Raw genomic sequence first — 20,541 nt, forward strand, 5'->3', positions numbered from 1 at the left:
GGCAGAGCCTCACACAGCAGGTAGCCCCTGAGAACAAGCCGTTCTGCAGGCCGATCGATATAGTCCAACGCGGGTCCCTCCAATATCCGACTAATCAACTCAGATTATCACGGTGATCGCCAACTCTCAAATGAAATCAGTAGTTTAGAGTCAGTCTAAAATGGCTTGGTGCGAAGCCTAGGATGCGCTGGGACGATATTGCCATTGACGCTCGCCAAGTCCGGGGATTAGGGCAGGGTGTTTCCTAGCAAATTACTCGGCTATTTTCGTGAGCATCCTTGAACACCTGACCGCAGAGAATTCCGCTCCTTGTCTGATGGATCCCGGGCGGGTGATGAGCTACGCCGACGTCCGCGCTCAGATCGACACGCTGCTCCCCCGCTTCGCGGGTGAGCGCCGCCTCGTGGCTCTCGAGGCATGGGCTTCCGCCCAGTTCATCATTGCCTATCTCGCGGCACTGAAAGCAGGGCAGCCGGTTGCCTTGCTTCCGCCAGGAAAGGCGGATTTGCGCGATGCTTTCCACAAGGACTTTCAGCCCGCGCTCTCATTTTCGATGCAGGCAGGCCGCTGGACGATGGTGGAGCACGGAACGCGCCTCGGGGCAGAAATGCACCGGGATCTGGCGCTGATGCTCGCGACATCCGGATCGGAGGGACGCCCGCGCTGGGTGAGGCTGTCGCGTGCCAATATCGAAGCCAACGCGGCAAGCATCGTCACCTATCTCGGACTGACCTCTTCTGACAGGCTGCCCCACACCCTGCCCCTCCACTACTCGTATGGGCTTTCGACGCTCAACTCGCATCTTGCTGCAGGCGGCAGTCTCGCGTTCTGCGGAGAGAGTGTTGCGGACCCCGATTTCCTGAGAACGGCCGCGAGCCTGGGGTCAACAGGATTGTCCGGCGTACCCTTCACATATGAACTCCTAGAGCGGCTGGCCTTCCGGAGCAGGATGTGGCCCGGCCTGCGCTACATGACGGTCGCAGGGGGGCGGCTCTCGCCCGATCTCGTGAAGCTTTACGACGTCGCCCTGCGCCGTCACGGCGGTTGCTTCTTCGCGATGTATGGGCAGACCGAGGCAACGGCGCGGATGGCCTACCTGCCGCCTGAACTCGTCCGCACGCATGCCGATTGCATCGGCATTGCGATTCCCGGTGGTCATCTGCGCATCCGGGACGAGGCCGGGTGCAGCATCACGGGGGTGGGCGAGAAAGGCGAACTCGTCTATCGCGGGCCAAATGTGATGATGGGCTACGCCACGCGGCGTGAGGACCTTGCACGCGGTGCGGAACTTGCCGAACTCGCGACCGGCGACATCGCTACGCAGACGACTGAGGGTCTGTTCCGGCTGGAAGGCCGGGCAAGCCGCTTCTCCAAGATCGCCGGCATCCGTGTGGGTCATGAAGCCATTGAATGGGCGCTGCGGTCTAAAGGCATCTCCTGTGCGGTCACCGGGTCCGATGAGTCCATAGCTGTTCACGTCGAGGGATCTGCCGGAAATGTCATTCCCGCACTCGCGGCAGATGCTGCTGGCATGCCTCTCCGCTTCGTCAGGCTGCAAACCCATCAGGAGCTGCCGCGGTTGCCGTCCGGCAAGATTGATTACAAGGCACTGGAGAAGGCAGCGCCACCTTCGGCACCCTCCAGCGCGAAAGACCTGATCCAAGACTTTCAAGCCGCATTCTACCCGAAGAAAGTGTCCGCCGGCGACAGCTTCGAGAGCCTCGAAGGTGACTCGCTCGCCTATGTCCAAACGTCTCTCGCGGTTGAAAATCGCCTCGGCTTTCTTCCCGAAAACTGGGAGCAGATCCCGATCGGGCAACTGGAGAAGCAGAGATCGTCATTGCCCGCAGCAGAGAGCCGCCGGACCTCCAAGGTGGAGAGCCATCTTTTTCTCCGCGCGGCGGCGATCTTGTTGATCGTGGTGCATCACGCCACGCTGTGGCCAATTCCCGGCGGGGCCGCGGTCTTGATGATGATGGTCGGGTATGGCTTTGCGCGGTTCCATAGCGAACAGCTGTTTTCCGGGCGTGTGGGAGCCTTCCTGCTCCCCATGTTCCGCAATCTTCTTCCCTACTTCGTGATCGTCGCGGGCTTCACGGTCGTTTGGGAGAAGCTCCCCTGGGCGTCAGCCCTGCTGATCGGTAATCTGGGATTTGCGGATCCGGGCGATCACACCATGCTGCCGTTCCAGTTCTGGTTCGTTGAAGCCTATGTCCAGATCTGTCTCATGACTGCGCTGAGCTTCTCCGTTCCGGCGGTGCAACGCCTTGCCGCGAAGCACCCTTTCGAGGTCGCCCTTGGTGTCCTCCTCTTCGCATTCGCGCTCCGTTATGCGGTGCCGCTGGTTTACGACATCGGAAACCGGAAGATATTCTTCCCCACTTATGTGCTCTGGCTCGTCGCCCTCGGGTGGTGCGCATATTTTGTGGACAGCACAGCCAGGCGAGCAGCACTTCTGCTCACGGCCGCATTGCTATGTCCGTTCGCCGCTTACACGGGCGGCAACTGGCAGGGCTCATGGACCCTCTACATGCTTCAACTGAGTGTGCTGTTCATCCTGGTGCTGGTGCCGTCTCTGCGTCTCCCGCGATTCAGCATACCCGCGGTAACACTGATTTCTGCTGGCAGCTATCACATCTATCTTTTCCACCGCATTGTTCCGGAAAGCTTGGGACTGGACACGAGGGGGCTGTTCGGCATCTTTGCGTCTGTGGTGATTGGACTGGTCACGGGTATTGGGGCGATGAGCTTGCAGAGGCTCATATTCGCCAGGCTGGGCTCCACGGTTGCAATGAACCGCCGATTGGTCGCGAACCGCGCAGCGGGTCCGCTAATCGGCTCCGATGATCGCCCCATTTTGAACGAGTGACTTGGAGGGAGCGGAAGTGGCGAAGATCGATGTTCGTAAAGGCATGCCGGACGTTTCCCTCACGAAGGACGAGTTCGCCGCGAGGTTCCGGGAACAATTCCATGATCCCGGCTTCGAGGGGGCCGCGGCTGAGATCGAGCGTATCGTGGACGTCGCGTGGACCAGCTACGCGGAGTATCACAAGAACCCCCGAATGGCTCCTGCAGGGCCGGACTTCTCGAAGCCTGACGCGCGCCTGCCCGTGGAATGGCTCGCCGCACGCCGGAATATCATGGAGGCCGAAAGGCGCCAGAAGAGCGCCAACTCCCCCAGTCGTATCCTGCTGATCAACGGCTCCATGCGCTCCGATCAGACCTGCCCGGGAGAGATGTCGAAAAGCTGGCGGCTCATGATGCTTGCCAAGGAAATCGTGGATGCTGAAGAAGGCTTCGAAGTCGAGGTGCTCGATCTCAGCCGCCTCGCCTCGGAGTATGGCCGTCTCATTCACCCTTGCAAGTCATGCGTCTCGACCGCCATGCCGCTCTGCCACTGGCCGTGCTCATGCTATCCGAACTTCGCCATGGGCCAGGTGAACGACTGGATGGCGGAGATCTATCCCATGTGGGTTTCCGCCCACGGCGTGATGATCGTGACGCCCGTGAACTGGTACCAGGCGCCTTCAGGCCTGAAGGCGATGATCGATCGCCTGGTCTGCGCTGACGGGGGTAATCCCGACCCGACCTCCACGGATGGGAAGGACCCGTCGAAGGCAAAGGAACTGGAGCTTCGCGGCTGGCCCTACCCGCGGCATCTGGCCGGGCGGGTGTTTTCACTGGTGGTTCACGGAGACGCGGCCGGAACGGAAACCCTCAGGCGTATCCTGTCCGACTGGCTTACCGACATGGGATTGATACCCTCGGGCAAGCATGGGTTGCTCGATGCCTACATCGGTTACATGGGAAGCTATGCCGAGAGCCACCGTGCGCTTGATGCGGACGAAGCCGTCCAGGTGGAAACGAGGAATGCGGTGCGGGCGCTCGTTTCGGCCGTGCGTCTCCTGCGGGCGGGACGCCTGCCGCGGCCCGATGAGGCTATTCGCGAACCGAGGCCCAAGTAGCGGTTCACGGTCTGATCGGGTCCGGCAATGGACCGAAGTCCATCGCGTCCATGATATGCCGGCGAAACCACCGACTGGCGGCATCGGCATCATGTCGCCGGTGCCAGAAGAGGATGGTACGCAACATGGGAGGATCGAACGGTGGAAGATAGAGCGTGAGGTTCAGCCTCTCGGCCACCTGGCGGGCGAAATGGATGGGCAGGCTCCCAAGGTAATCCGTTGCCGCGACTGCCATTGCGACGGAGTGAAAATGCGGCACTGTCGTCGCGACGTGCCGCCGAAGTCCATGCTCTGCAAGTAATCTGTCGATCGTACCGGACCGGCTGCCGTCCATCGACATCAGCACGTGCGAGAGGCTGCAATAGAGCTCAGGAGATATTCGTTCGCCAGGTCTCACTCTCGCGGCTGCAAGTGGCGCATTGTTCTTCCGTGCGACGGTGGCAATGAAAGAAGCGTGCATGCGGCAACTGTTGACCCAGTCCGGCAGTTCGAACTCTGCGTCGATTCCCAGGTCGATGGCGCCTTCCGACAGAAGACGAATGGCTTCGACGCTCGGTGAATCGATCATCTGTACGGTCACGCGCGGGGCTTCGGTTGCAAGTCTCGAGGCGAGGCGCGGCATCAGCAGCGTTGAAAAATAGTCCGAACCACCGATCCGGAAGACACGATCGGAGGAAGAGGCATCGAAAGCCGATACGGATGCAAGTGCCTCCTCAAGCTGGTGCAGCGCCTGCCGGACCGGCTCTGCCAGCAGCCGCGCCCTGGGTGTGGGCACCATTCTGTTTCCTTCGCGCACGAAGAGATCGTCTCCCGTCACCTGCCGCAACCTGCCAAGCGCCGCCGACACTGCGGGTTGGCTCAAGCCGATCCGTTCCCCGGCGCGGGTGGTGTTGAAGTCGAGCATCATTGCGTCGAAGACCCTCAGAAGATTGAGGTCGAGCGCAGCGAAATTCATGCCCCGAATAACCGCGATAGCATCATTGAATTTCCACTGATGTCTGCAGGCCAGTATGACAGCGGCCGCCCGGCAGGAAAAGCCCGTCCTCGAAGAAGGAAGGGTTTGGGCCTGTCGAGTCCGGTTGCGCAATCGCAACCGGTGCTTTCATCACTTGCAAGCCACAACGGGAGATCGGGAATGCACTCACGTTGACAGTCGTCCGCCCGGCGACTGCTGACACTTGAGTCCGCTCTCCCTCCTCAGGGAACAGAACCATGTATGACGTTGCCATCGTCGGCGCGCGCTGCGCCGGCTCCGCCCTCGCCTTGTCGCTCGCCAGGCACGGTCTGAAAGTCATCATTATCGACCGTACGCGATTTCCAAGCGACACCATGTCGGGCCATTACATTCATCCTGCAGGCGTTTCGGCGCTGCGCCGCCTCGGCCTTCGTGAAGACCTCGAGCGGCTCGGCTCTCCTGCGCTCCGGCGCATGAGCATCGACTTCGGCTCCTTCACGATCTCCGGCGCGCCCACTCCCGCCAGGGACGGAACGGTCGATTCTTTTGCACCCCGCCGGTGGGCCTTCGACCCGGTGCTCGCCGAGGCAGCAGTTGCAGTCGGAGCGGAACTCCGCGAGGCAACAAACTTCACCAGGCTTGTTTTCGACGGCAGACAGGTGAAGGGCATTGCCACGGTGAGCACGAGTGGCCGGGTGGAAGACGTCCGCGCTCGTCTGGTGGTCGGAGCAGATGGAAAGCGGTCCCGTGTCGCCGCTCAGGCCGGAGCCAGGGTCTATGACACCGTCCCGGCCCGGACTTGCACCTATTATGCCTATTGGAAAGATCTTCCGATCGACAGAGCGGAGCTCTACGTGCGCGACGGGCGCTTTGCTGTTGCTCTGCCGACCAATGAGGGGCTGACCTTCCTCGCAGTGGCCTGGCCCGTGGATCGGTTCGGGGCGGTGAGGAAGGATGTCGAAACCGCTTATCTCGCCGCGGTCTGCGAACTTCCGTCGCTGGCCGATCGTCTCGTCAGCGCCAAGCGGGTTGGCCGATTCACGGGAACGGCCGACACCGAGGGCTTTTTCCGCGAGGCTGCTGGACCGGGCTGGGCCCTCGTGGGCGACGCTGGGTACCACAAGGATCCGATAACGGCCCAAGGAATGACCGACGCATTCCTGCATGCGGAACTGCTCTCCGAATGCGTGGTGGACGGCCTGGGCGGCGCACGGAACATCGATGCCGCGCTCATGACTTATTCGCAGCGCCGCGATGCACTCGCGAAGCCGCTATATGACATGACCGCGGAACTCGCGCGCCTTTCATCACCCTCGCCGGAAGTGGCCGCTCTGCTGGCGGCGGTGGCAGTCAGTCCCGGGGCGACGAGCGAGTTCCTCGGCATCATGGCAGGCACGGTGCATCCGCAGGAATTCTTTGCGGCACCTAACGTCGAACGCATACTGGAATTGGCAGGCAGGCCTAAAGCTGCTTGACTCGCCATTCGCTCAGCGGTGAACGCCTGAGTTCGGTCGAGGCTGGCCTTCGAGCTTACACCCTCTTGGCATCGAGGTCACTCGAGCGGACGGAGATGCCATGTGGAATCAGCTGTCCCAGGCTTGTACTGTCGTTTGCCGAACGATGCCGTGGGGGCCGAGTTCGGCAGTGCTCGACGCGATGACGCGCGTGCCGTCGCCGTACTGACAGCCCTGGACGAAGGCAAGCCTTCCGCCTTCGATCAGGCCCATCTCCAGATTGTGAGTCATGTCGCGGCCGTAGACGTCGTCGAGAAATGCGCCGATGTTCTTCGCACCGGTGATGGTCCGCGGCTTGCTGGGAGGGTTGTCGCTGTCGATGATGGTCAGCACGGCATCATCAGCATAGAAGGACGTCAGGCTTCGGGCGTCACGTGTCTCGATGGCGCGCCGAAGTCCGTCTATCGTGGGAATTGAACGTGTCATGGCAATGTTCCTCGACGTTTGTCCCTTGTGATTGGACGCGTGAAACCGCTACTCGCCGATCTCGGCGACAACCGGTCCCGAAACAGGATCGGTGACTCCAAGAGTTCCGCCGAGATCTTCCAGAAGGTCCCGCATGCCGTCCAGGATGCCGATCATCGCGGGGCGGGCAGCGGCCAGGTTGTCATATTCGTTCCACTCGCCAACGAAGCAGAAGTCACGCTCTCCGGTCTTCAAGAGGACGCCCTTCCGGAATCCTGGCGCATTGAGTTCGGCGGACAGATGACGGTCGATGAATTCCTTGGCCCTTCCGGGCTTCGTCCGGAAGCGGACGACATTATAGGCTGTCATGGCTCATTCCTCCACTCCACTTGTGCTCTGTTTCCAACCTCAGGGCCTCGCCTCAAGGACCATGTTGAACGGCGTCTCCGCCGCACGCCGGATCCTTGTAAATCCGCCTGCCTTGATGACTTCCCGCAGCCGCGTCTCGCCGGCCTGGGCGCCCAGCCCCAGCCCCACTTCCTGCGACAATGATGCGGGCGTGCAGACGAAGGTCGAGGCCGTGTAGTAGACGCGTCCGACGGGGTTCAGATTGTCGGCCAGCTGATCATGCGCGAAGGGCTCCACGATCATCCAGGTACCGTCCTTCTTGAGTGATCTGCGGACATGGCCCGCTGCGCCGGCTGGATCTCCCATGTCATGCAGGCAATCGAAGAAGGCGACCAGGTCGTAGCGACCTGAATAGCTCTTCGCGGATGCGACTTCGAACGTCGTGTTGGCGGAGACACCGGCCTCGGCCGCTGCCTCCCGGGCTCTCTCGACGGACGGCCCGTGATAGTCGAATCCGGTGAAACGCGACTTCGGAAAGGCCTTGGCCATCAGGATTGTCGAAGCGCCGTGACCGCATCCGACGTCGGCCACCGCAGCTCCCTGCTCGAGCTTCTCGACGACGCCGTCGAGAGCCGGCAACCAGGAACTGACGAGATTGGCATTATACCCCGGTCGGAAGAATCGCTCGGTTCCGCGGAAAAGGCAGTTGCTGTGCTCATGCCAGCCCACGCCCTTGCCGGACTTGAAGGCATGGCGGACCTTTTCTTCGTCGAGCCAAAGCGTGGAGAGGACCTCGAATGCTCCCGCCATGAAGGCCGGACTCTCTTCGTCGGCGAAGACCAGCTCCTGCTCGGGTGTGAGGTAAAACTGGTCAGTATCCTTGTCGTACTCGATGTATCCTGCAGCGGCCTGTCCGCTCAGCCACTCCCTGACGAGCCGCTCCTGAGTTCCCGTGCGGGAGGCGAGAGCCTCCGCCGTGCACCGGCCGTTCTCGCGCATGGCTTTGAAAAGGCCCAGCCGGTCGCCCAGAAGCACGCCGGCTCCGGTAGCGATGGCGCCGAGGTCTCCCACCATCTTGCCCAGAAACGAATCGAGCTTCTCCTGGTTGAATCCAGTCATGGCGTAACTCCCCGTGGGTTGGTCTGCTCAGCAGGAAAGCGTCTGCCATCCATGGAAAGGGGGGCTGAGCTGCAAGTAAGGGCCAGTTTACCTCAGACCGGAAACTGCGGATAATGCCGAGATTTCATCGCCTGATGCCGTTGGCACATCATCGGAGTGCAGTCATGGAAATGCACGAAATCCGGTACTTTCTTGCCGCATGCCAGACTTTGAACTTCCATCGGGCGGCCGAACTCGTTCATGTCGGTCAGCCTGCATTGACGCGCGCCATACAGAAGCTCGAAATCGAGCTGGGCGGTCACCTCTTCCACCGCGAGAAAGCTCACGTGCAGTTGACGGATTTCGGCAGGCTGATGCAGGGACATCTGGACGACGTACTGAAGAGAACCGAAGCTGCGAAAAGGAGCGCCAGAAGCTTTCTTTCGCTCGAGGCCCAGTCTCTGACCCTGGGAGTGATGTGCACGATCGGTCCATTGCGCTTCATCAGCTTCCTGAACGACTTTCATGAGCGGCATCCGGGACTCGCCGTTCATGTCCTGGATGGATCGGCGCACCAGCTTCTCAGCCTCCTCAGGGATGGCACGCTCGATATCGCTCTCGTTGCCAATCCGCAGCCCTTCGGTGATGAGCTCACGTCGGAGGTGATCTATTCGGAGCGCTTCGGCGTTGCTTTCTCGGCTGGACACCCCTTCGAAACCAGGGAAGCACTCCATCTTCTCGACGTTCGGGACGAACCCTATCTCGAGCGGGTCAACTGCGAATACGCCAATCACATCGACGATCTGTGCAGGACAGCCGGCTTCGAGATCCGCAGCGCCTATCGGAGTGAGCGCGAGGACTGGATCCTCGCCATGGTGGCGGCGGGAATGGGCGTATGCTTCATCGCTGAATTCTCCGCAAACCAGCCTGGTGTTTGCCACAGGCCCGTCGTGGATCCGGAAATCGTGCGCCGTGTTTCACTGGTGACCGCGGCAGGGCGCCCCCATACGCCGCCAGTCACCACGTTCATCGAAGCGGCAAGGCGCTACAGCTGGACGAGCTGATTTTCGGAATACCCTCGATTGGTCACGGCGGCTGATAAGGCAGCTTTCCACCAGTGAAGCGTCGTGTATTCCCTGATTGGGGAGCAGGAGGCCTCAGCGAAACAGCAGTTTCAGGATTACGAAATAGATGAGCGCCCACACGGCGAGGCTCATCAGCAGCGCCGCGATGATCCCCTTGCCGAAGGGCGAGAGCCGGATGCGGGGTTTGCTTCCCGCCCGGGTCGTTGAGGTGTGCTTTGCGGTATGCTGTTGCAGTTCATCAGCCACGAAGCTTCTCCCTGGGCGGAGCGGCGTATCTCCGCGATCATGGACGGAGGGCAGGGCTCTCCTTCCGGACAGCACTGGCTCACACCAGAATATCAGCACGGCCGTCCGGTTGTCGGACGTTGCAATGAAGAAATGCAGACTCAGCCCTTCGTTTCATGCCATTTCGTGCATGTGCAGGCAAGCGCGGCCGGGTTGATCTGGGGCAGCTTGGGCAGGGAACTCCACGGGATCGAGCGGATTACCATTCGCGTTGGGCTGCAGGCTTCCTCCGCGGTTCGATTTCTTTCTCTCCAACCGGGGCAAGGGCCCCCTACAACGCGGGCGGGGTATGTGCGGCCTTGCTGGAGTTTTGAGTGCAGAAGTGGACGGTTCCGCCCTGGCCCGCATGACGGAAGCCCTTGGTCATCGGGGGCCGGATGGATCCGGCACGTGGGCCGACGCCGCCGCCGGCATCGCGCTCGGGCACCGGCGCCTGGCCGTAATCGACACCTCCCCTGCCGGCCACCAGCCCATGCTGTCGGAGAGCGGGCGGTTCGTTCTGGCGTATAATGGCGAGATCTATAACCATCTCGATCTTCGGGAGGAACTAGCCGCATGTTCCGCGGCGCCCAATTGGCGCGGCCATTCCGATACCGAAACGCTGCTCGCCGCCATCACCCACTGGGGGCTCAACGATTCGTTGCGCCGGGCAGCGGGAATGTTCGCGCTGGCGCTGTGGGACCGGAAGGAGAGGGTTCTGCACCTGGCGCGCGACCGTCTCGGCGAGAAGCCGCTCTATTACGGCTGGGCGGGAGCATGTTTCGTCTTCGGATCCGAGATCAAGGCGCTGGCGGCGCATCCGCGCTTCGAGCGTCGGATATGCCCGGTCGCCCTCGGTCAGTATCTGCGCTTCGCCTATGTTCCCAGCCCGCGGAGCATCTGGAAGGGTGTTTTCAAGCTGGAGCCGGGCTGCGTCCTGAGCCTCGGCAAAGCCGCACCGGCGCCGCCTGCCGCTCCGCTGCGTCCCGGGCAGCAATGGGATGGTCTCGCCGTCGCGCGCTACTGGTCGCTCGCCGCGGCAATCGAGGCTTCCAGCGGCAGGAGGTTTGCCGACGATCAAGAGGCCCTGCCTGAACTCGAGGCCGCCATGGACCGGGCAGTCAGCCGGCAGATGAATTCCGATGTTCCATTGGGCGCGTTCCTCTCGGGCGGCATCGATTCCTCCCTCGTGGTGGCCTTGATGCAGAAGAACAGCGCCGCACCCGTACGGACATTCACCATTGGCTTCGAGGAGGAGGATTTCGATGAATCCCCCCATGCCGCGGCGGTGGCACGCCACCTGGGAACGCGGCACACCGAAATTCGCGTGACCGCTGCCGAAGCGAGAGCCGTCATCCCCCGTTTGCCCTTCCTCTTCGACGAGCCCTTCGCGGACGCCTCGCAGATCCCCACCTTCCTCGTGTGCCAGGCTGCGCGCCCGCATGTGACCGTAGCCCTGACGGGGGATGGGGGAGACGAGCTCTTCGGCGGATATCCGAGATACCAGCGGGCGCCTAAGGTATGGGAAAGCGTCAGCCGGTTTCCCTTTCCGCTGCGCCAGGCCGTGGGCCTTGCGGCGACAGCCGTGCCCGCAGGTGCCTGGGATACGATGTCCAGGATATTACCGGGGGGAGCGAACCGCTCCGCCGGAACAGGCGACTGGATTCACCGGGTCGGCACGCGTCTCTCGACGGTGCGCGACCTCGATGACCTATATCTCAACCTCGTCTCCTCATGGGCCGAGCCGGAGCGCGTGATGGCGCATGATTCCGGGGATGGCCAGGAAGTGTCCTCGCTCCTCGGGGATCCCGCTCCGTCCTCTGGGACCGAACACCCGGCGGAGCGGATGATGTACCAGGATGCCCTGACCTATCTTCCCGACGACATTCTCTGCAAGGTGGACCGCGCTGCCATGGGTGTGAGTCTCGAGACACGGGCGCCCTTCCTCGACCCTGACGTCGTGGAACTGGCAGCCAGGCTACCGGTCTCGATGAAGATCCGCGGAGGCGCGGGCAAATGGGCGCTGCGCCAGATCCTCTATCGTCATGTGCCGCGGGAACTGATCGAGAGGCCGAAACTTGGTTTCTTCCTGCCGGTCGGCGAGTGGCTGAGAGGTCCGCTGCGGGACTGGGCCGAGACCCTGCTCGACCCTGCGCGTCTCGCGGAGGAAGGCCTTCTCCGCCCTGAACCCATCGGCAAGATGTGGGAAGAGCACCTGTCCGGCCGCCGTGACTGGACCCTTCAGGTGTGGACCATCCTGATGTTGCAGGCCTGGGCCGAAGCCAACCTGAGCCTCCGCCAGTGATGCCGATACATGGCAAGGATCCTGACGCGATGACAACCCGCTTTGTTTCCGCGGAACGGAACTATCGCTGCTCGGCGCTCTTCTGGACGATGCAGAGCCAAGTGGAAATTCTCGGCGTTCCGGTCAGCGTGGTCGGCATGCGGAGCGCGGCTGACGAGATCGGCCGGTGGATCGAAGCCGGAGAGGCCCGTTACGTCTGTGCGGTGGATGTTCACAGCATCATGCAGGCGCAGCGGAATACCGCACACATGCAGGCCCTGCGAAACGCTCACATGGTGCTCCCGGACGGCACGCCGCTGGTCTGGGTCGCGCATGCGCGTGGAGAGAGAACGATGCGACGAGTCTGTGGCCCCGACATCATGCTGCATCTCTGCGGCCTCGGCGTTGGGAAGGGCTGGCGCCACTACTTCTATGGAGGGGGGGAAGGCGTGGCGGAAGAACTCGCCTCCCGTCTCCAGTCCATGTTTCCGGGTCTCGCGGTCGCCGGCACGCAATCTCCCCCTTTCCGGGAACTCTCTCCGGCTGAACGCGATGCTTCCATCCGGGCTATCGATGAAGCGCGCCCCGATGTCGTCTGGATCGGCCTCGGATGCCCGAAGCAGGAGATCTGGATGCGGGAAAACGCAGATCGCCTGCGGGGCGCCGTGGCAATCGGAGTGGGGGCGGCCTTCGATTTCCACAGCAACCGGATCGCCCGCGCCCCGGCCTGGATGCGCGGCAGCGGACTGGAATGGTTGCACCGGCTTGGGAGCGAACCCCGCCGCTTGTGGCGGCGCTATCTCCTGTTGGGGCCCGAGTTCTTGGCCAGAGCCGCTCTCGAGACGGTGCGCATGCGTCGCACGGCCGCCCGGCAGGCGGCCGAGCGAACGGGCGGCTGAAGGCACGATCATGAACAGGCCGCATTATTTCGAGGCAGGCCCCATCCCCGGCGAGCGCAGGAGCGAGCGGCGCGAGTATGTGGCGTTCGGAGATGCCTTCACACTCGTCTGGCGGAACATCTGGCTCATCCTCGTCGCGGTGATCATCGCGCTCGGAGTGGCAGCCGCGTATTATTTCGTCACTCCCCCGACCTATCGTGCCCAGGCGCAGCTGCTCCTCGATCCAAAGCTTCCGCAGATCTTCCGCGAAGCGAGCGATCTCGGGCTCAATGTCGACTCCGCCCAGATCGAAACGCATATGGTGGCGCTCAAGTCCCGCACTGTCGCGGCAGCCGTCGTCGATCGCCTCGCGCTCTGGAACGATCCTGAATTCCAGAGGCGGCCGTCGAGGCTTCGGGCTCTGCTGCCACTGCCGGGAAACGCAAGCGCAAGCGTGGATCCGGATCCCGCGCGGATCGCGGCGGAGGCCTTCGTCGAGAATCTTTCGGTTGAAAGGGAAGGGGTCTCCCAGGTCATCAATGTCGCCTATTATTCGCGCGACCCTGAGAAGGCGGCGGCACTCGCCAACGAGACGACGCGTGTCTACATCCAGCACCTGATCGAGGTCCGCGCCGATGCTGCGCGCACGGCGAGCGAATGGCTCGAGCAGCGCCTGCAGGAGTTGCGCCTTCAGATGAACGCCGCAGCAAAGCGGGCCCAGAACTTCCGGGCAACCAACGAGTCGGCGACTCTCGAGGAGCTGCAGCTGAGCGCGGAGACTTATCGCAAGGTCTATCAGGATTTCTACAGCGCTTTCACCGAGGCCGTTCAACGCGAGTCCTATCCCGTCACCACGGCCCGCGTCATTTCGCAGGCGATGGCGCCGCTTCGCGCCTCCTCGCCGCAGCCAGTGCTGGTGTTCGGCGCGGCGGTGCTGCTTGGGGGAGCTGCCGGACTTCTCCTGGCCATCATCCGCGAGAGCCGCCGGACGCCGCGTCTCCGCACCCGTCGCGGTCTGGAGGAGGGTGCAGCGTGAGGAACGCGAGCGGGAGCGCGCCGGGCGCCCTCAGAGTGCTGCTGGCGACACCATACGGCGAGGATGGCATGGGAGGGATAGACCGGCTCAACGACGCGATCGTCGATGGTTTCGCCCGCCGTCCCGAGCTCGGCGTGGCCTCTAGGCGCCTCGTCACGCGCGGCAAGGGGAGCCTGTGGGCGGCGCAGCCCGTCTTTGCCGGTGCCCTGGCGCAGCTCGCATGGTTGGCGCTGCGCCGCGAGGCCGACCTTCTTCACATTCACCTCTCGGTGAGGGGAAGCAGCTACCGCAAGGCGATCCTCGCGAAACTCGCGCGCGCGCTGGGCCTGCCCTATGTGCTTCACTTGCACGGCACGGATTACCGCGATTTCTGGGCAGGCACGAAGGGTCCGGTGAGGTCCGAACTGGACCGCATGTTTGCCGGCAGCGCGCGCATCCTTGTCCTGGGCGAGTTCTGGGCGAAGGTGGTGAGCGATCTTCAGCCGGAGTCCGCACCCAAGGTGGCCGTTCTTCCCAACGCCACTGCGGCAGCTGAACCTCGCGCGCATCATGGCTCCAGCGGAAGCGGCGTTTGCATCACATTTCTCGGTCAACTTGGCTGGCGCAAGGGAAGCGCCGATCTGCTCAAGGCGCTGGCCTTGCTCCGGCATGTGCCGGACTGGACCGCCACGCTGGCAGGAGATGGCGCGGTCACGGAGACGAGGCAGGCCGTGCGGGAGCTGGGGCTCGATGGAAGAGTGTCCGTCCCGGGCTGGATCGGTACAGGGAAGCGAACCGAATTGCTGGCCGGTACGGATATCGTGGTGCTGCCATCCTACGCCGAAAATCTTCCCATGGTGATCCTGGAGGCCTTCGCCAGTGGGGTTGCCACCGTGACGACGCCGGTGGGCGCCATACCCGAAGTCGTCGAGAATGAACGGAACGGCCTCCTCGTTCCTCCGGGTGACGTCACTGCGCTGGCAGCGGCGATCGAGCGCCTCGTTCGAGATCCTGCGTTCCGCAGGCGGCTCGGAGTGGCGGCGTGGCAGGACCACGCCACCAAGTTCGAGATCGAGGGTTATCTCGAACGGCTGTGCGCACTGTGGCACGAGGCAGTGGCCGAGCGCTCCCATGAGCTGGAGAAACCCCGTGCGGCACTTTGAGAAGTACAGTTCCGAGCTGCGGGAGCTTGTGTCGATCTTCAGGGAGGAGGCGGCGGGAAAGCCCTTTCTCAAGGTTCTTGAGGCGGGCTGCGGGCGCGAGTGGCACCTGCGCCCGTGCGGCGTGAACATCGAGCTGACGGGCGTCGACCTCGACGAACACGCTCTCGGCCATCGGAAGAATGTGCAGAAGGATCTCGATGAGGCGATCATCGGCGATCTCCGGACCGTTCCCCTGCCGGCCGCGACCTTCGACATCGTCTACAGCTCGTTCGTGCTGGAGCACATCGAAGGCGCCGAGCAGGCGCTCGACAACATGCTGCGCTCGCTCAAGCGCGGCGGCCTCCTGATCGTTCGCGTGCCTGATCTCCAGGGCGTTCAGACCTTTTTCGCCCGCCGGCTGCCGCGCTGGGCGGCGATCGCCTATTACCGGCACGCCTGGAAGATCAGCCAGGCGGGCCAGCCGGGATTTGCTCCCTATCCTACCTTCTACGATCCGGTCATCTCGATCGCCGGCTTTCACGAGTATTGCCGTCGCCGGGGACTTGTCGTCGAAGAGCAGTTTGGTGTGGGCAGCTATGCATCGCGCGGCACGGGTCTGGTGAGTCGGCTCGTGCCGGTCGCCGCCCGAATCGTTCATGTCGTCAGCCTCGGCCGAATCCACGGGCGATACGTCGATGTGACCTACATCGCCCGGAAAATGGTGGACTGACGATGCGCGTTCACAGACCCGCAGCGGGATCGGGCGACAGCCATGGCTAGCGGCAGAGCGGAGCCTGTGGTCAGCGTCGTGAGCCCCTTTTATGACAGGGCGGCATACCTGCCGTCGGTCATCCTCACTCTGCAGGCCCAGAGCTTCCGTGATGTCGAACTCGTCATCGCGGACGACGCATCGCGGGATGGCCTCGCGGGGGCCGTGGAGAAGATCGATGCGGGATTTCCCGTCCGCTATGTCAGGCTGGCGAGCAACCGCGGCGCGGCTTCGGCCCGCAATGCCGGTATCGACGCCGCGCGCGGACGCTACATCGCACTTCTCGACAGCGACGATGGCTGGCACCCAGACAAGCTGTTGCTACAGCTCCGGCATCTCGAAGCCGCTGAGACGCCCGGCAGGCTCGTCAGCCTCACGCGTCAGGTGGTGAAAGGGCGGCGGAGCCACGTCGCGCCCTCCTGTCTGATGACGCCGGCGGACGATGTCGGCGATTACTTGTTCCGGCAGGGCGGGATCATCCAGTCGAGCATGATGATGCTGAGCAGGAATCTCGCCGCGGAAGTGCGCTTCGAGGAGGGATCGCGTGGCCACGACGACTGGTCCTTCGCGCTGCGGCTCCAGTCCGCGGGTGCGCGTTTCGAAATGCTGCCGGAGCCGCTCACGATCTATGATGACGGCACTGGACGCATGCGCCGTTCGCCTTCCTACTCCGCCGCACGCCTGCAGTGGCTTCAGCAGCGCAGGGCGGAGATCGGTGAGGCGGCCTACTGGGCGGCGGTCGCCGCCGTCGCCTCGCACCTGCCCAAGACTTCCGCCGCAAACCCGCTCCGTCTCATCGCGACGGCTCATGGGAACGGCGCCGTCGGACTGCCCCGCACTGCCTACTACATGCTGAGCTGGGCCTTTCCGCCCGCGCGGAGCCTGGCGCGAAGCGCCTTCGCCGCCTGGGCGGGAAGACCATCCGCGCGGACTTCACGTCTGCCCGCGGCGCAACGGAGGAATGGCGCCGATGAGTGAGAGGTCCTCGATCTCCGGCATCCTGCGCTCCATGCCGTGGCCGCTTGCCGAGGCGGTGGCAGCCCTGTTCACCGGCGCCATCTCCGTGTTCGTCATCGCCCGCCTGATCGGCGCGGACGAGTTCGGCCGCAGTTCGATCGCGCTCGGCATCGTCGTCATCATGCTGGTCGGCGTCAACAGCCTGGTGCATGACGCGCTGGTCCGCATGCCCGAGATGACGCCGGCCGATCTCGACGTCGGGTTCACCGCGTCTCTCGCCATGGCCATTGTGTTCGTGATCGCGGCCGCAGCCGCCGCGCCCTTCATCGGGGCACTCTACGAAGACCCGCGCCTGGGCCTGCTGATCCTGGGCTTTCTTGCTCTCCTGCCTCTCGCGGCGGTGTCGGAAACCCTCATCGCGGAACGTCGCCGCGCTCTCGATTTCCGCACCGTGGCGCGCAACCAGATCGCCGCACGCGTTCTCGGCGGCTCCGCGGGGGTTGCCGCCGCCATCTTCCATGCCGGAGCCTGGAGCCTCACCATCCAATACCTGACGATCGCCAGCTACACCGCGGCCGCCATGCTGGTTCAGGCAGGGCGCTGGCCGCGGCTCCGGTTCTCCTGGCAGCGCCTCTACCCCATGCTGGCATTCTGCGGCCCCATCATCGCGAGCCAGGTGATGACCCAGGGCACTGGCCGCCTCCTGCTGCTCGCCATCGGGCACTGGCACGGACTGGCCGTCGCGGGCTACTGGAGTGCCGCCACCCGCATTTCAGAAAACCTCTTCGGCGGCCTGATGCAAGCTGCCTATAATGTGGGACTGGCGCATTTTTCCATCGTCCAGGCGGCGCGCGGCGCGCTCCTCTCGAGCTTGCGGGATGCGCAGGCGATCACCGCGATCCTCTCCATTCCTCTGCTGTCGGCCCTTGCCGCCACCGCCGAACCCCTCACGCTGCTGCTTCTCGGCCCCGGCTGGGCGCCCGTCTCGACGCTGATGTACGGCCCGCTTGCTGCCTCTTTCCTGCTGATCCGCAGGATGTTCCCGACGACCACCCTTCGTGCGGTGGGGCGGTCCGGGGTATCGCTGACCGCTTCCAGCGTGGAGTTCATAACGCTCGTCGCCGTGGTGGTGGCTTTTGGCAGGCTTTCGCCGGTCTCTTTCAATGTCATCTATCCACTCGCAATTCTCGCGGGCAGCATTCCGGTCTTCGCGCTGCTCGTTCAGGAACTGCGTACACCCGCAGCCGAGCAACTGCTGCTCTTCCTGAAAGATGCTTCGGCCGGATTGCTTGCTTTCCTCGCAGGGCGACAGGCCGCGATACTGGGCGGAGAGTCGGCATTCTCGCAACTGCTCCTGGGCGGCGGCGTGGCGTTCTCGGTGGCGGCCACGCTCCTGGTCCTCAGTGACTCGGAACTGGTGGTGAGGATTGTCAGAACAGGCACGAAATAGTTCTGCCAGTCGAGCGGATCAGCCCATTTCCGACGGCCGGGCTGATGGCGGGTCTGCGGCCCGCAGGCCTCTGCTGCGGCGCTTCGGCGCGGCCGTCTTCAGCGGCCTCGACAGCACGCTCCCGCACGCGGCCTGGGCCGATAGGATGCTCGGCCTCGTCAAGTACTGGCGCGGGAATGGAAGGCTTCCCCGCCGCTCCAGCGATCCCATGGCGGGGTTCAACGACTTCGTCTTCGAGAGAATGTCCCGGCAATCCTGGACTTCGCTCGAGCGGGCCTGCATCGACAAGCAGCACGCCAAGCTGTTCGCGCGCGCGTTGTGCCCGGAGGTGAAGACAAGCGGCACACTGGCCGTTCTGCCCGTCTCTACCCCGGCGGATGTGGGGAACGCATGCTCATTCCTTCTCTCGCGCTCGGGCCGCGCGGAAGTGGCCAAGCCCACCCATGGCTCGGGAGCGGTGCTGTTCCTTCGGCAGTCGCCCACTCCCCAGGAAATTCGCAGCTTCTGCGGCAGAGCCTCGCAGAGCTACTACAGGCTGTCCCGCGAGAGCCAGTACAAGGGGCTGGAGCGGAAGATCATTCTCGAGGAAGACCTCTCGGTCGGCGGCGCGCCGCCGGTCGACTACAAATTCTTCTGCGTTCATGGAGAAGTGCTGTTCTGCCAGGTGGACGTCGACCGGTTCAGCCGCCACCGGCGTTGCCTCGTTACGCCCGATTTCCGCTGGATCGATGTCCGCTTCTCGCATGACTGGCCTTCGGCGCTGCCGAGAAAACCCGGAACGTTCGATGCCATGGTCAAGATTGCTGAGAAGCTCTCGCGCGGCTTCCGCTTCGTGCGCTTGGACCTCTATTCGACCGGTGGCGAAGTCTATTTCGGCGAGTTTACCTTTGCCCCGGAAGGAGGAACGGGCTCCCTGTCCAGCGAAGCCTTCGGCATCTGGGTCATGGAGCGCATCCGCTCGGCCGGGGCGGGCCCGGAAGGAGGATGGAATGTCTGACGAGTTCACAACGGAGTGGCGTCTGCACGCGCTGCGGCCCGCGGAGCGGATGCGGCTCTCGCGAAGGGCCTTCCTGGGCGGGGTCTCCGCCTTGGCCTGCCTTGCGGGGGCACGGCCGGCCGCCTCGCAGGAGAAGGCCTCCGGCCGGATGTTCTACGTTTCTCCCGGCGGGAATGACGGGAATGACGGCTCGGAAGCGAGGCCCTTTGCCTCCATCGGCGCGGTGTTCGCGAAGATACCCGACCTCGGCGCCGGCGACACGGTCGTCGTCATGCCGGGACGCTACGAGGAGGCGGTCACCGTTTCCCGGGGCGGTGATGAGCAGGCTCCGCTCACGCTGCTGTCGCAGGCGCCGCAGGGCGCGCTGATCAGGTCTCCAGCGGGGTCCTACAGTGCAATCAACGTCGTGAAGAGCCATGTCGTCATCGACGGCTTCGACGTTCAGAGCGGCGGAACCGGACACGGGATCGAAGCGACCTTCCTTGACGGCGACAACCGCAACGACGGCCCGCATCATGTGACCATCCGCAACAATGTCTGCCACGACTGCCCCGGCAGCGGAATCAGTGTCTCCTACGGCGACTTCTACCTGATCGAGAACAACGTCTGCTTCGGCAACTGCGCCACGAACGAGTATCAGGGCAGCGGGATATCCGTTTACGCGGCCCGCGCCGTGCCGGGTGAGGAGGGCGTGCGCATCACTGTTCGGGCGAACACAAGCTACGCGAACATGGCCATCAGGCTGCCGGGCGACGTGCCGCATTCCGATGGCAACGGCATCATCATCGATGATCTCAGGAACACCCAGTCGAAGCACCCCGCCGGCTCCTACCCCCACCGGACGCTGGTGGAGAACAACCTCTGCCACGGCAATGGCGGAAAGGGCGTCCACGTGTTCCTGAGCGAGAACGTGACGGTGCGCAACAACACGTGCTGCTACAACAACAGGGACCTCAAGAATCCGGCAACGTGGAGGGGCGAACTCAGCAATGTCGATTCGAACAACGTTCTCTGGATCAACAACATCGCAGTTGCCGACCTTTCGGTGCACTCCGCCAATGCCGCCATTCTCGATGCCTCCTCCGGCGGCAAGCCCAGCGCGAACGTCGTTTGGATGCGCAACCTCACATTCGCGGGAAAACCCGGCGTGGAGTCGATCACCCAGGCACCGGCCAATCCGACACTCACCGCAAAGGAACCCTATCGCAATCTGCTCGGCACCGAACCCGAGTTCGTAAAGGCGGACCCCGCTCTCCAGGATCCTGATTTTCGCCTGAGGCCGCGCTCGCCCGCCGTGGATGCAGGTACGGTGGAACACGGCATCGCGCAGTCAGACAGGGAGGGCGCGCCGCGCAGCCTTGGCGAAGCGCCGGACCTCGGCGCGTTCGAAACGAGGAGTGCATGAGGATATGAGG

Annotated in this window: 18 protein-coding genes and 1 pseudogene; 14 read left to right on the plus strand and 5 right to left on the minus strand. The window is 63.4% G+C overall.

Features of this window, described 5'->3' with window-relative positions:
- Window positions 1-334: 334 nt before the first annotated feature.
- Both ACK4HL_RS02685 and ACK4HL_RS02690 read left to right on the plus strand, forming a co-directional pair.
- Complete coding sequence (locus tag ACK4HL_RS02685) at window positions 335-2,869, plus strand: AMP-binding protein (RefSeq protein WP_409756481.1); 2,535 nt, start codon at window positions 335-337, stop codon at window positions 2,867-2,869.
- Window positions 2,870-2,885: 16 nt separating this feature from the next.
- Window positions 2,886-3,965: a flavodoxin family protein gene (locus ACK4HL_RS02690; protein WP_409756482.1), complete on the plus strand. Its 1,080-nt coding sequence runs from the start codon at window positions 2,886-2,888 to the stop codon at window positions 3,963-3,965.
- A gap of 4 nt (window positions 3,966-3,969) precedes the next feature.
- On the opposite strand, the gene ACK4HL_RS02695 is transcribed toward ACK4HL_RS02690, so the two are convergent.
- Window positions 3,970-4,920, minus strand: a complete 951-nt coding sequence (locus ACK4HL_RS02695) for a LysR substrate-binding domain-containing protein (RefSeq protein ID WP_409756483.1) — start codon at window positions 4,918-4,920, stop codon at window positions 3,970-3,972.
- A gap of 257 nt (window positions 4,921-5,177) precedes the next feature.
- Here ACK4HL_RS02695 and ACK4HL_RS02700 point away from each other — a divergent pair, with 257 nt between their 5' ends.
- Complete coding sequence (locus tag ACK4HL_RS02700; RefSeq protein ID WP_409756484.1) at window positions 5,178-6,395, plus strand: FAD-dependent oxidoreductase; 1,218 nt, start codon at window positions 5,178-5,180, stop codon at window positions 6,393-6,395.
- Between the two features lie 108 nt (window positions 6,396-6,503).
- Here ACK4HL_RS02700 and ACK4HL_RS02705 read toward each other — a convergent pair whose 3' ends face one another.
- From ACK4HL_RS02705 to ACK4HL_RS02715, 3 genes are read right to left on the minus strand one after another with little or no spacing between them, the layout of a single operon-like run.
- Window positions 6,504-6,860 carry a nuclear transport factor 2 family protein gene (locus ACK4HL_RS02705; protein WP_409756485.1) on the minus strand — a complete coding sequence of 119 codons (357 nt, stop codon included), beginning with the start codon at window positions 6,858-6,860 and terminating at the stop codon, window positions 6,504-6,506.
- 48 nt (window positions 6,861-6,908) lie between these two features.
- Window positions 6,909-7,208 (minus strand): DUF718 domain-containing protein, encoded by a 300-nt coding sequence (locus tag ACK4HL_RS02710; RefSeq protein ID WP_409756486.1) that lies wholly within the window; start codon window positions 7,206-7,208, stop codon window positions 6,909-6,911.
- A gap of 39 nt (window positions 7,209-7,247) precedes the next feature.
- Window positions 7,248-8,306 (minus strand): class I SAM-dependent methyltransferase, encoded by a 1,059-nt coding sequence (locus ACK4HL_RS02715; protein ID WP_409756487.1) that lies wholly within the window; start codon window positions 8,304-8,306, stop codon window positions 7,248-7,250.
- A 170-nt stretch (window positions 8,307-8,476) separates the two neighbouring features.
- Between ACK4HL_RS02715 and ACK4HL_RS02720 the strand changes: the two are divergent.
- Together ACK4HL_RS02720 and ACK4HL_RS02725 are read left to right on the plus strand one after the other, a co-directional pair.
- Window positions 8,477-8,596: pseudogene (locus ACK4HL_RS02720) on the plus strand (LysR family transcriptional regulator); the annotation flags it as partial.
- Window positions 8,597-8,659: 63 nt separating this feature from the next.
- On the plus strand, window positions 8,660-9,349 hold the full coding sequence (locus ACK4HL_RS02725; RefSeq protein ID WP_409756563.1) for a LysR family transcriptional regulator substrate-binding protein: 690 nt from the start codon (window positions 8,660-8,662) through the stop codon (window positions 9,347-9,349).
- A gap of 93 nt (window positions 9,350-9,442) precedes the next feature.
- Here ACK4HL_RS02725 and ACK4HL_RS02730 read toward each other — a convergent pair whose 3' ends face one another.
- Window positions 9,443-9,616, minus strand: a complete 174-nt coding sequence (locus ACK4HL_RS02730; RefSeq protein ID WP_409756488.1) for a hypothetical protein — start codon at window positions 9,614-9,616, stop codon at window positions 9,443-9,445.
- A 328-nt stretch (window positions 9,617-9,944) separates the two neighbouring features.
- On the opposite strand from ACK4HL_RS02730, the gene asnB reads away from it, so the two are divergent.
- The 9 genes from asnB to ACK4HL_RS02775 all read left to right on the plus strand — a co-directional run bounded on the left by asnB (window position 9,945) and on the right by ACK4HL_RS02775 (window position 20,531).
- Complete coding sequence (asnB, locus tag ACK4HL_RS02735) at window positions 9,945-11,939, plus strand: asparagine synthase (glutamine-hydrolyzing) (protein ID WP_409756489.1); 1,995 nt, start codon at window positions 9,945-9,947, stop codon at window positions 11,937-11,939.
- Complete coding sequence (locus ACK4HL_RS02740; RefSeq protein WP_409756490.1) at window positions 11,939-12,817, plus strand: WecB/TagA/CpsF family glycosyltransferase; 879 nt, start codon at window positions 11,939-11,941, stop codon at window positions 12,815-12,817. Before asnB ends, ACK4HL_RS02740 begins: the two co-directional genes overlap by 1 nt.
- 10 nt (window positions 12,818-12,827) lie before the next feature.
- Entirely contained in the window at window positions 12,828-13,832 is a 1,005-nt protein-coding gene (locus ACK4HL_RS02745) for a Wzz/FepE/Etk N-terminal domain-containing protein (protein ID WP_409756491.1), read from the plus strand.
- Window positions 13,829-14,974 (plus strand): glycosyltransferase family 4 protein, encoded by a 1,146-nt coding sequence (locus ACK4HL_RS02750; protein WP_409756492.1) that lies wholly within the window; start codon window positions 13,829-13,831, stop codon window positions 14,972-14,974. Before ACK4HL_RS02745 ends, ACK4HL_RS02750 begins: the two co-directional genes overlap by 4 nt.
- On the plus strand, window positions 14,961-15,683 hold the full coding sequence (locus tag ACK4HL_RS02755) for a class I SAM-dependent methyltransferase (RefSeq protein ID WP_409756493.1): 723 nt from the start codon (window positions 14,961-14,963) through the stop codon (window positions 15,681-15,683). The genes ACK4HL_RS02750 and ACK4HL_RS02755 overlap by 14 nt, the downstream gene beginning before the upstream one ends.
- A gap of 42 nt (window positions 15,684-15,725) precedes the next feature.
- The gene (locus ACK4HL_RS02760) at window positions 15,726-16,700 is read left to right on the plus strand and encodes a glycosyltransferase family 2 protein (protein WP_409756494.1); all 975 of its coding nucleotides are present in this window, start codon (window positions 15,726-15,728) and stop codon (window positions 16,698-16,700) included.
- Complete coding sequence (locus ACK4HL_RS02765; RefSeq protein WP_409756495.1) at window positions 16,693-18,129, plus strand: oligosaccharide flippase family protein; 1,437 nt, start codon at window positions 16,693-16,695, stop codon at window positions 18,127-18,129. The genes ACK4HL_RS02760 and ACK4HL_RS02765 overlap by 8 nt, the downstream gene beginning before the upstream one ends.
- Window positions 18,130-18,274: 145 nt before the next feature.
- Window positions 18,275-19,126: an ATP-grasp fold amidoligase family protein gene (locus tag ACK4HL_RS02770; protein ID WP_409756496.1), complete on the plus strand. Its 852-nt coding sequence runs from the start codon at window positions 18,275-18,277 to the stop codon at window positions 19,124-19,126.
- Entirely contained in the window at window positions 19,119-20,531 is a 1,413-nt protein-coding gene (locus tag ACK4HL_RS02775) for a choice-of-anchor Q domain-containing protein (protein ID WP_409756497.1), read from the plus strand. The genes ACK4HL_RS02770 and ACK4HL_RS02775 overlap by 8 nt, the downstream gene beginning before the upstream one ends.
- The last annotated feature ends 10 nt before the right edge of the window (window positions 20,532-20,541 follow it).

The organism is Aestuariivirga sp., assembly GCF_046294715.1.
Lineage (GTDB): Bacteria > Pseudomonadota > Alphaproteobacteria > Rhizobiales > Aestuariivirgaceae > Aestuariivirga.

Coding starts and splice junctions, on each gene's coding strand:
- ACK4HL_RS02775 (WP_409756497.1), top strand. CDS start 19,119: ATGTCTGACGAGTTCACAACGGAGTGGCGTCTGCACGCGCTGCGGCCC.
- ACK4HL_RS02770 (WP_409756496.1), top strand. CDS start 18,275: ATGCTCGGCCTCGTCAAGTACTGGCGCGGGAATGGAAGGCTTCCCCGC.
- ACK4HL_RS02715 (WP_409756487.1), bottom strand. CDS start 8,306: ATGACTGGATTCAACCAGGAGAAGCTCGATTCGTTTCTGGGCAAGATG.
- ACK4HL_RS02760 (WP_409756494.1), top strand. CDS start 15,726: ATGGCTAGCGGCAGAGCGGAGCCTGTGGTCAGCGTCGTGAGCCCCTTT.
- ACK4HL_RS02700 (WP_409756484.1), top strand. CDS start 5,178: ATGTATGACGTTGCCATCGTCGGCGCGCGCTGCGCCGGCTCCGCCCTC.
- ACK4HL_RS02695 (WP_409756483.1), bottom strand. CDS start 4,920: ATGAATTTCGCTGCGCTCGACCTCAATCTTCTGAGGGTCTTCGACGCA.
- ACK4HL_RS02705 (WP_409756485.1), bottom strand. CDS start 6,860: ATGACACGTTCAATTCCCACGATAGACGGACTTCGGCGCGCCATCGAG.
- ACK4HL_RS02685 (WP_409756481.1), top strand. CDS start 335: ATGAGCTACGCCGACGTCCGCGCTCAGATCGACACGCTGCTCCCCCGC.
- ACK4HL_RS02710 (WP_409756486.1), bottom strand. CDS start 7,208: ATGACAGCCTATAATGTCGTCCGCTTCCGGACGAAGCCCGGAAGGGCC.
- ACK4HL_RS02765 (WP_409756495.1), top strand. CDS start 16,693: ATGAGTGAGAGGTCCTCGATCTCCGGCATCCTGCGCTCCATGCCGTGG.
- ACK4HL_RS02745 (WP_409756491.1), top strand. CDS start 12,828: ATGAACAGGCCGCATTATTTCGAGGCAGGCCCCATCCCCGGCGAGCGC.
- asnB (WP_409756489.1), top strand. CDS start 9,945: ATGTGCGGCCTTGCTGGAGTTTTGAGTGCAGAAGTGGACGGTTCCGCC.
- ACK4HL_RS02740 (WP_409756490.1), top strand. CDS start 11,939: ATGCCGATACATGGCAAGGATCCTGACGCGATGACAACCCGCTTTGTT.
- ACK4HL_RS02725 (WP_409756563.1), top strand. CDS start 8,660: ATGCAGGGACATCTGGACGACGTACTGAAGAGAACCGAAGCTGCGAAA.